General features: G+C 46.5%; 9 protein-coding genes. All 9 read right to left on the bottom strand.

All coding sequences use genetic code 11. From position 1 onward, the window contains the following. A partial coding sequence (locus ACWVCM_RS13710) for a hypothetical protein (protein ID WP_455202326.1) occupies positions 1 to 222 on the bottom strand: 222 nt, incomplete at its 3' end. Between the two features lie 107 nt (positions 223 to 329). Then, positions 330 to 827, bottom strand: a complete 498-nt coding sequence (locus tag ACWVCM_RS13705) for an ExbD/TolR family protein (protein WP_455202325.1) — start codon at positions 825 to 827, stop codon at positions 330 to 332. Further along, positions 824 to 1,312: an ExbD/TolR family protein gene (locus ACWVCM_RS13700; RefSeq protein ID WP_455202324.1), complete on the bottom strand. Its 489-nt coding sequence runs from the start codon at positions 1,310 to 1,312 to the stop codon at positions 824 to 826. Before ACWVCM_RS13700 ends, ACWVCM_RS13705 begins: the two co-directional genes overlap by 4 nt. A gap of 21 nt (positions 1,313 to 1,333) precedes the next feature. Further along, positions 1,334 to 1,984, bottom strand: coding sequence for a MotA/TolQ/ExbB proton channel family protein (locus tag ACWVCM_RS13695; RefSeq protein ID WP_455202323.1), 651 nt, complete (start codon positions 1,982 to 1,984; stop codon positions 1,334 to 1,336). Between the two features lie 58 nt (positions 1,985 to 2,042). Then, positions 2,043 to 2,342 (bottom strand): hypothetical protein, encoded by a 300-nt coding sequence (locus ACWVCM_RS13690; RefSeq protein WP_455202322.1) that lies wholly within the window; start codon positions 2,340 to 2,342, stop codon positions 2,043 to 2,045. Between the two features lie 25 nt (positions 2,343 to 2,367). Further along, the gene (locus tag ACWVCM_RS13685) at positions 2,368 to 3,108 is read right to left on the bottom strand and encodes a tetratricopeptide repeat protein (protein ID WP_455202321.1); all 741 of its coding nucleotides are present in this window, start codon (positions 3,106 to 3,108) and stop codon (positions 2,368 to 2,370) included. A 134-nt stretch (positions 3,109 to 3,242) separates the two neighbouring features. Next, positions 3,243 to 6,812: a tetratricopeptide repeat protein gene (locus tag ACWVCM_RS13680; RefSeq protein WP_455202320.1), complete on the bottom strand. Its 3,570-nt coding sequence runs from the start codon at positions 6,810 to 6,812 to the stop codon at positions 3,243 to 3,245. After that, on the bottom strand, positions 6,809 to 8,866 hold the full coding sequence (locus tag ACWVCM_RS13675; protein ID WP_455202319.1) for a tetratricopeptide repeat protein: 2,058 nt from the start codon (positions 8,864 to 8,866) through the stop codon (positions 6,809 to 6,811). The genes ACWVCM_RS13680 and ACWVCM_RS13675 overlap by 4 nt, the downstream gene beginning before the upstream one ends. 4 nt (positions 8,867 to 8,870) lie before the next feature. Further along, positions 8,871 to 9,380 carry a hypothetical protein gene (locus tag ACWVCM_RS13670; protein ID WP_455202318.1) on the bottom strand — a complete coding sequence of 170 codons (510 nt, stop codon included), beginning with the start codon at positions 9,378 to 9,380 and terminating at the stop codon, positions 8,871 to 8,873. Between the last annotated feature and the right edge of the window lie 507 nt (positions 9,381 to 9,887).

Here is a 9,887-nt window from a genome sequence, read left to right as displayed (position 1 = left end):
TAGATCATTACCACCAATTTCATTGAGCTTCTCGAGGTTTTCACATACACCGCTGAGAACTTCGTATTTTTGCTGTTCGTCGGCAATGTTTTCCAGTTCAGAATTTGCGGTTCCCAGTTCGGCTTCGAACTGTTTTATTTCCGACTGACATTCCTCAATTCGAATCTGACATTTTTCTATTTGTTCGTAAATGTCTTCTTCATGCGCTACTGCAATACTCATAATTCGACCACTTGTTTTACGTCTAACGCTACTACCTTACCGCCAATATTAAATACTACTACCCACTAACATCGATCACTCTATACCGTTTATGCTTGCATCATCGACTAGCTCTGAGATGCTTTCTGTATTACCGCGAGCGATATTTTTTCATAACCTGCGAATGTGCAACTGGACATCACCTTTCTCAGCACTTTAAAGGGTACTGTCTTATGGGAAAGAATGGTGACTTCCCTGCTCGAGGACACAGCCTTGGTGCTAATTCCAATCACGTTCTTCTTGATATCTTCAAGTTTGCTACTAATACCCACAATGGCGTCCTGTTTGGACTTCATAATTTCGTCAACTAACGCCACCATTTCACCTTGTACCGTTACCTCGCTCTCGGAAACCACGATTACCGCCGTCTCTTTGGGTTTTGCTTCAACCACCGAATCTGGCAAGGTTATTTTCTTGGGCGGTTCCAGTACCTCGCTGTTGGATGAATTCACCAGCAGAAAAAACACCAGAATTGTGAACACGTCCATGAGCGATGTTAAATTCAACGCGGGCAGCTTTTTCTTGCGATTCCTGCCCATGCGCTTCATACGCCTGGTATTTTTCATGGCGCTTCTCCTAATGACATATCAGGAAACAACGCCACTTTCTGCAATTCTTCACTGCCTTCCTGTTTAAGTTCCGCGCTACGTACCGCATCCATTACCCTGACCATCTGTTCATATTCAATGGTTTCTTCTATGAGAATGATGGCATCAGTTTTATCAGGGTAATTGCCCTTAATCTTTTGCAGGTAATCGGATAGCCTGGCAATATCGTGTTTCCCTTCAACATTGGGTAACTTGGCGACTACGCCCTGTCCGTTGCCCAATTCAAGGCGGTCCTTACGCATGATGACTTCTATACTCACTTTAGGTTTGTCAATGGATCCACTTGCACCGGATGGTATGTCCAGTTCCATGATAGTAATTCGCGAAAACACCGCCGTAATCAGCAGGAAGGGCACCAGTACAACCATAAGATTGAGGAACGTGGTTATATCCAGCTCTGGCGGCTCTTTACTTTTAGTTTTATAGTGATGTCTTCTTGACATAGCGAAATACCTTTCCGTCCTTTATGCCGCAGCCGCCTGACTCTGACGTTTAGCCATCTTGGTAATGATGCTCAACGTCTTCACCGATGCCATTTCCAGGCTATCCACGATCTCGCCAGTTTTCGAGGTAAGAACAACATAGATGATCAGCAACGGTATACCGGCCATCAATCCAAAGGCTGTTGTATTCATGGCTACCGAAATACTGGCGGACAACAGGTCGGCTTTTTCCGCAGGGTTGGCGTTTGCAACCGCGGTAAACGCTTCAATCAGCCCCATGATGGTGCCTAGCAGGCCCAGCAACGTGGATATGTTAGAAAACAGCGCGATGTAAGGCGTACGCTTTTCCAGTTGCGGAATAATTTCCATCATGGTTTCTTCCATGGCGATTTCAATATCGTCACGTCTACGTACCGCGCCCTGTAACTCGAGGCCTGCGTTTAACAGGTGACTGATCGTTGAATCATTTTTTTCAGTCATTTCCCTCGCAGATTCAAAATCGCCTTCAACCAGCACGGGATGCAACTTGTCCCACATGCTTCGATTTGCATTGCGCACCTGGGTCAACCGCAAATACCGTTCAATCGCAATTGCAATACCAAACGCGAATACAATCAGAATGGGATACATAAATAATCCGCCCGTCTGAAAGAAATTTATTATTGCGTCCATTACTCGCTCCTCATCTTTACTTCTCTATGACACATCAAAAACACATCGATAACAGTTACTACTCATTTACTGTTGATGAATAAAAATCCAGCTCTCGTTCAAACACGTCCTTATCGACCACTTTCATCTTTTCGTCCAGTAACTTTGAAGCCAGGCCGGTTTCCACCCCAAGCTCAGAACTTTTCCAGGGTACGATAAACAGTGATTTTGGCGCTTCCTTGTTGCCCACGATGGAAATACCTGATAGCTCCTTTGCTTCATTTTTTCCCTTCGCTTCAGGATCATCTTTTGCACCGGCATCCATAGCGACAAAGCTAAGCAGTACCAACACTGTCATTAATGATTTATTTAACCGCATTTACGTTTACCCTTTGCATTTCTCGTTACATGCGGCTCTTGACATCCGCTACCCATATTTTGACTTTCTCGTCATCGGGTATACCTTTGAGATATTCCTCATATTGCTCTAAGGCACAATTGAGATCCTGGATATAAATGTCGCACAGCACTCCCAGATTCTTTCTCGCTGGCAGAAAGTCCGGGTACATGGTGAGCAATGTTTCATAAAGCTGTCTCGCTTCAACATATCGCCCTGTCTTACGATAGATGAGCCCCAGCTCATTGTGAGCAACGGGATGTTGCTTGCTGACTTCCAGTGCTTTCTTGAAATTCTCTTCTGCTTTCTCTAACTCACCGGTCCTGGCATATGCAATCCCCAGGTTTATGTACGGTGCGCTGAACTTACTGGTTTTACCGCTCACCGCTTTTAATAACTTGATAGCTTCGGAATATTTTTCTTCGTTAAGCAGGGCGACAGCCTGGTTGAATTCGCTACGTATCTCGGGGTCTACACCAAAGTTTTCGGAGACCTCTATAACGCCTTTGGGAAGACAATTTGCCTGAGCATTGCTGGCAGTGGGGTTTTGAGGATTTTTACTATCTGCAGATACAGTAGCCGAACAATTTTGCCTGGCAACTTTTTTAACGGACTGCTTTTGCGCGACTCCACCACCCGTCGTCGCGCAGGCAGAGACCAACAGCAGCAACGAAGCAACAACCAGAAATTGCATTGCTGTCTTAACCATTGAAGGCGTATTGTTAATGTGTTTATTGCTTATTGCCATATTCCTTAACACCATGTCTAGCCAGAATTTAAGAATCCTACTGTCCAACGCTCTATGTGCACGTCCAGCACCTATGAAGCAAACTTCATAGCAAAGCCATCCATGGTGGGAATCTGAAACCTATTGAGTGATAACTACTGTGCCTGGGGCTGTGATAAATTTGCTGCCTGATTAACTTTCATCGCCTGCGCATTCATTTCATCAGACCCAGTATTTTGGGAAGGTAAACTACTACTTTCTTGTTGTTGCACCTTGCCACTACCACTTGCGTCAACACTTTGTTTCTTTTCTTCTTGTTTCACTACTCCATTATTACTCCCGGGTTGTTCTTTCTCGATAGCCCGGGTTTCATTCGCGCTATCAGGAGTGGAACTTTCTGATAGCGACTTAGTGTTCGTACTATTTACAGGCTTTTCGTCATGAGCCGCTGGTTCAGATACTTCAGCATTCTCGACGGTACTTTCGCCCGCTACACTATCCGTAGTAACTTGTCCATCGACTGGCGCAGAATCAGGATTACCCATGCCTACATTGTCCTGGTTCACGCTCTTACTGTTACCTATATCGCCTTTTGTTTGATTTTTGTGATAGTTCTTCAGTGCTTTTTGTGACGCATATCTAAAAAAGTCCAGGTTAACGATATAACCGGTACTTGCGTCTTCCCGCACAAATCGGGGTGAAGAGTAGATATAGTTATCAATATTGGCGATATAGTTGATACTTTCTTCCGGTTTTGCGTATCGAGCCGGTAACAACGCGGCAAGTTTTTCAATACTGCGATCGATCCAGCTGCTGTAGACACCAACGGTCAGCAACTCCATGTTCTTTTCATGGACCTGAATGGCTTTTTCTTCGAATGGAAAGGCCTGCTCTTCCACCATCAACTCAAACTCTTCCAGCTCCACGTCACTCAGGCCTTCGGGCTTTTCCGACGCCATTAACGAGCGGCTGAAGTTATAGTAAATTTCCGCGATGTAAAAAGTAGACGCTGCAGTGACATCTGCCACCTGGTAGTCCACCAGTTTGGTATAACTGGCCACCAGTGATTTCATGCTCTTTTGTTTCCTGGCCAGGCTTTTCTTAAATGGCTTAACCAGTTTAATGGCAATGAATTCATCAAACTGGGGCTCGATAATGACCAGCGATGATTGCGCGGCCAGATAGCGGGTCCGGTCGGTACGTTCATTACCCGCCTGCGCGTCAGATTTAATAATGTGTTGCAGCGTGCGTCGATAACCTGGCAGGTCAGCCTGTGACTTGTAGATCATCGCTATCTTGTAATAAGTCTCCAGGGCAAACTCCAGCGGTTTCGGGAACTTCGCCACAAACTGTTTGTAAACACGCAACGAATTGTCTGCATCCTTTGCCTGCTCATAGAGTTCGGCCGCCTGCAACATGGCTTCGCGAACCACATCTTCCTGCTCCGCTTCTTTGGCTACCCGTTCATACTCCTGCGCGGCCAGGCTAAATTTCTCCAGTTCTTTGTAGGCATAAGCAATTTTCTTCGTCACGTCTTTTTGCAGTTCGTGACTGGGATAATTACTTCTAAAATCCAGTAGTACGGCAACCGCCTGCTCAAGATCCATAATTTGTATCAACACTGCAGCCGCATCATATTCTGCCGATGGCCGGATTTTCGAGCTCGGCGCCACATCCGCAATTCTGAGAAAATGTCTAACCGCTTCCTTGTAGTTTTCCTCGGCTTTGGCTTGCTCACCCTGTTTGTAAATAGATGCTGCCAGGTTGTCGACCAGCTGCACCCGGCTCTTGTCATCTTTGGCCGTTAGATTGAGCACTTCGAGATAGGCCAGTTCGGCATCCTGGAAGATTTCCATTTCATAGGAGGAATGCGCCACTACCAGCCAGGCACCACGCCTGATTTTCGGATCGGCATTGGGATACTCTTCGATTAAGCGCCGTCCTGATTTAATGGCCAGGGTAAAATCCCGCATCTCAAATAAATCATCCACCGCAGCACCCAGTACAATGGTGGCTTTTTCGTGTTTCGGGAAGTTGTCGACCAGGCGCAACGAAGTGCGAATGATGTCGCGTTTGACATTCTTAACCTGTGATGAAGGCGCCTTCTTCAGGTGTTCACGGTATGCAAACACTGCTGCATAGGCTGCCTTTTGTGACTTGTCGTTGACGGGATAGTCATAGGCGCTGCGCTCATACTCCACTGCCGCCAGTTTAAAATCCTTGTTCTCCAGGTATAAGTCTGCCAGTTGATAATTGATGGCCGGCGACTGCTCATCCTTGGGGAAGGATTTTAAGAACTCGCGATACCAGTGGGATGCCTCTGCGAAGTTCTTCGGCCTGTCTTTTTTAAACTTTTTATTCTGGTACAGGGAATGATAGTGATTGGCCAGGTCAGTGAGATTGGTCTTGAGAAAACCCAGCACTTCCGTAAATTCCGCCTGGTCAAAGTAATTCCAGTATTCGGCTTCCAGGCCATAGGTAGAAGCAAACTGTTTTTTCGCCTCAATGACCAGCCGGGGGAAACGTCCCTTCATATAGATATCGATGACCCGCATGCTGAAATGCGGCGCTATCTTGTGAAAAGGATTTGAATCAATGAAGGTGTTATAAGTTACCGCGGCATCGTTATAACGGCGCTTGGTAAAATAGAACTCTCCCAGCTCTCGGTAAACGTAATATTCGTAATCACGCGCGCCGATTGTTCCAAAAAACGCCTGAACGGTTTCCGGACCACCAAGGTTGGAAAAACTCAGACTGACGACACGAAAAGTGTCACTGATACGCTTGCGTTCGATATTATCGGTGGTCTGTTCAAAGTCATAACCAATGGACACCTTGTAATCCAGCAGGGCAAAAAATTCCTTGAGTGCTTCCTCGTACAACTCCTGCTTGTAGAAAGTCCAGCCCTTTTTATACAGCGCACGTTCATAATACACAGACCCCAGCCCCATCTTCAGCACTTCCGCGTAAGCTTCTTCCGCATCGAGATATTTCTTGCGGGTAAAATAATATTCACCACGCCGGAAATGCACCTCATCGTTATAGCGAGAATTGGGAAACTGCTTAACCAGTCGGTTCATGACCTGCATCGCTTCATCAACCTGACCGATTTCTTCATAAGCACGCGACAACTGGTAAAGCACCTGGTCATTGCGCTCATACATGGGATATTTTTCCAGGAGCTTTTTATATAAGCTTATCGCTTCTTCGGCCCCGGCATTTTGCAAATCCGCACCAGCCTCGCCCCTGGGTAGTTGAACCTGTTCATTGCCAGCGGTGGACTGGATTGTTTCGCCTTCAGTGGCGCGTTGCTCGAAATCTTTTTGTGACTCTTTTGCAACGGCTACAGCCGGTAATTTCCCGGCGTTTTCCTTTTCGGCAGATACATCAATTGACGATTTAGCTTTTGTACCTGGTTCGGACGCATCTTGCGTCGATTCCTCGTCGCGATCCAGCACGGCTTCATCGGTGACAATACCGTATTCCTTTTCTACTTTTAGATCCGCCAGGCGGCGAATCGCTTCCGGCGTAAGTTGCGACTCGGGGGTTTCTTCCAGAAATTTTTGATAACCCTGCATGGCTTTATCCAGACCATCTTCGACATCGGTATCCTTTAGCTCGAGTTCAACAGAATCCAGTTCTGCAATGGTGCCCTGGTTGCCATCATACGCACAGGATGACAGCAACAACGGCAGCAGCAAGGCAAGCGTGCGTTTCAGCGTCATGGAGACACGCCCTCTTCCTGTACAACTTGCGCTGTTTGATCAACTTGCCCGGCATTCTCTGAACTATTGTCGGAAGATACCTGTTCGGGATCTGGCGTTTGACCGGGTTTAGTTGACTGATCATCTTGTTTGGTACGATCAGCGTCTTTCGTTTTTTGCTGATCCTGTTTGGCCTTGGTCGCCCTGTCGTAACTTTCCGCCATGGCGAAACGAGCTTTGACCTGGTATTCCTCGAGGCGTTGACGTCGCTGCTCAAGCTCATTGATCGCCATCACCTCGATCATGTGTCCCTGCCTGGCCATCAATACTTTCACTTTACCCAGCGCATCACGAATCTTAATTCGCAATCGTTGTAATGGCTTTTCATAACCCTTATAACTTTGCGTCGCCGCCTGGCGGGTTCTTACAAATGAATCATAAATTTCCTTTAATCGCGTAACATGTTGATCCAGCTCCGCGAGGTGCTCCACCGCCTGGGTAAAGCGATCGTGATACTCCGTGTTAACATTCCAGGTAATAACACCCTTTAGTCGTGCAATTCTATGCAGGACCTTTTCCTCAGTGATTCCCTGCTCTTTTACTTTCTTTTCCAGTTTTTCTATTTGCTGTAATACAATGCGTTCGTCGGCAGTGGTCAAAAAATCCGGCCGGGGTGAGATGAGCATTTTCTTCAGCCGCTTGTCCAGTTTATCGCGCTGTTCAATACGCAACTTCATCTTTGAATCCAGCGCACGAAACTGGGTTTCTATTTCCGGCAATAATGGCTCGTAATAGGCTCCACGAATCTTGATGATTTCTTCATAAGCACCCAGGTAACGACCCCACTCCTCCAGTTTCTTTTCCAGTTCAGCCAGATCAAAATAATTTTTTAATGATTCCTGAAAATCATGGGACGCCATCATTTCCGTTAGATAATAGGTTTCCGGAGTCTCCGGCAACTCCCGCAGGTGAACCAGCCACAGCTTGTCTTTTTTCAGTTCTTCACGGATCACGGCTTTTAGAAATTTACCCTGCCGAATACTGGCAATGGATGCATCAAGACGCTCAATCTCGTTGCTATAAGATTCCAGCGCCTGGCCATAGAGAATTGCTGCTTTACCATAAATATTAAGCTTGCCATAGGCATAAGGTACCCCGAGCAACACCTCCTGCACTGACTTGTCGGTAATATTGCGTTTGGCCAGCATGGTCCACGGCACCAGTGCGCGATCGAATTGACCATTCGCCGCAGCTGCCCAACCCGCACCTAACAGGGCTTTGTTGGAGAATGGGCCGGTTAACCTGACGCGTTGTAAAAACTGTTTGGCCTGCGCTGATTGCTCTGCCTCCAGTAATCGAAATCCCAGTACCAGGTTAGCCTTGTCACGCATGGCCTGGACACGATCATCACCGGATTTAATTTGCCCCACTTTGTCCAGCTGTAATATACCTTCCTGTTCACTACCACTCTGAAACAGAGCAACACCCAGGTTATAACCACTGTATCCCTGCAGACTTTTTTCTTTTTCGATGTTCTTTAACAAGTTGATAGCATCGGTGAATCTTCCGGTTTCGATGTAAATTTGGGCGCGTAGAAACGGTTCTTCATGCTTGATGTTGTCCGGCACCTTACCCTTCAGTTTTTCAATGGTGTGTAGTGCATTTAAGGGCTGTTGTTTCTGGTAGTAAATCTTGGCCAACCGGTAGATCGCTTCGTTACGCACCGTTTCTTCCACATTACCTTCAATTACTGCCTTGATAGCGCGCCCGGCACGTTTATGCATTCGGTAATAGAGTTCGAAATCACCCACTGAGAATTCAGCGTTGTCAATATGATAATAAAGGGAGTTAAGACCAGGTTCGTCCAGCCCGTAATACTGGGCCAGCTCGGTATCCAGGCGAGAAATGGCATCGAAGTATTCACCCTGGTGGGCATAAAACAAAGCCTCGCCAAAATAGAGATCTTTGAGTTCGCCATTTGCCAGCGCTGCTCGATTTATTTTATCGGCGGCAATACAGCTAAACCCACTGCTCGCTAACAAGGTAAATACAACAAGTACGATGAACCGCTGCATGATGTTACCAGTTCTTGACTTCCACACCCGAACCGGACAAACGAATTTCCACGAACTGCGGACCTACGCCTTTGGAGATGGTATGACTGGAAGTTCTGGTTTTTTTACTGCCGCCCGATTTACCGACAACACTGACCTGGACACTGTGATCCCCGGTACGCAGGTTACCGGTGTAAATTCGCTGCACACCACCGGCAAGCAGGGCTTCAACTTCCTTGAAACTGTAAATGTGATGGGCAACATCTTTTTCGTTTACTTTTAATTGCACCGCATCGGGTTCAAAGCCGGCACCTTTTTCCAGGGAAACAAATACGGAAACCTGGGTATTGGATGGAAACAGCAATTTTTCTTCCAGCTGATTAAGCTCGGCGGAAATTCCCAATACATCCTTTTTGATGTCCTGCACCTGCTCATCAAGTCCCTTGATTTGCTCCTTGGTAACCTGTTCCGCACTAACCGAACCCAGCATTACGATAGTGGTAAACAGAAAAAGAATTCGAGTAAAAGTTTTCATAACAAATCCAACAAATAGAAGTACTGCATGAACAAAATGAGCAATTGCCTTCACATGAATACAACAATCATCATGGAAAGCAGAACAACAGCGATAACGACTATGCTTTCCTGACGCGCGCGTTCATCGACGCCAAATAATTAGTTGCACCCGCGCACTCACGCGCTGCAGGCAACAAATTCACACAAATGATTGATTTTTAGTCACTACGAAGAGATATATCGGCAAAAAGTGTGACCTCTGAACGCCTAAAGAGTGATCAAAATCTCGTTTTGCAGGGCTGGTCGGGGAAGGAAGGATCTGGGCTACCAGTGCCGCCAGTTGTTCCGGCAGGGATTGAGCATCTTCACAGTCAGTGAAAAAAATACCTATATAAGTAGTTAGAGAAAAATATTGCGCCTGAAGTGTTTTTTGCGATTTTAAGTGGCGGCTCAGTTTATCCTTAGAAAACTAACACCGAGCAATACGGCTGCAAACAGACTATTAAAAATTATCAACACCAAAAAT

Source organism: Kaarinaea lacus, from assembly GCF_975902315.1.
This window is presented reverse-complemented; position numbering and strand designations above follow the sequence as displayed.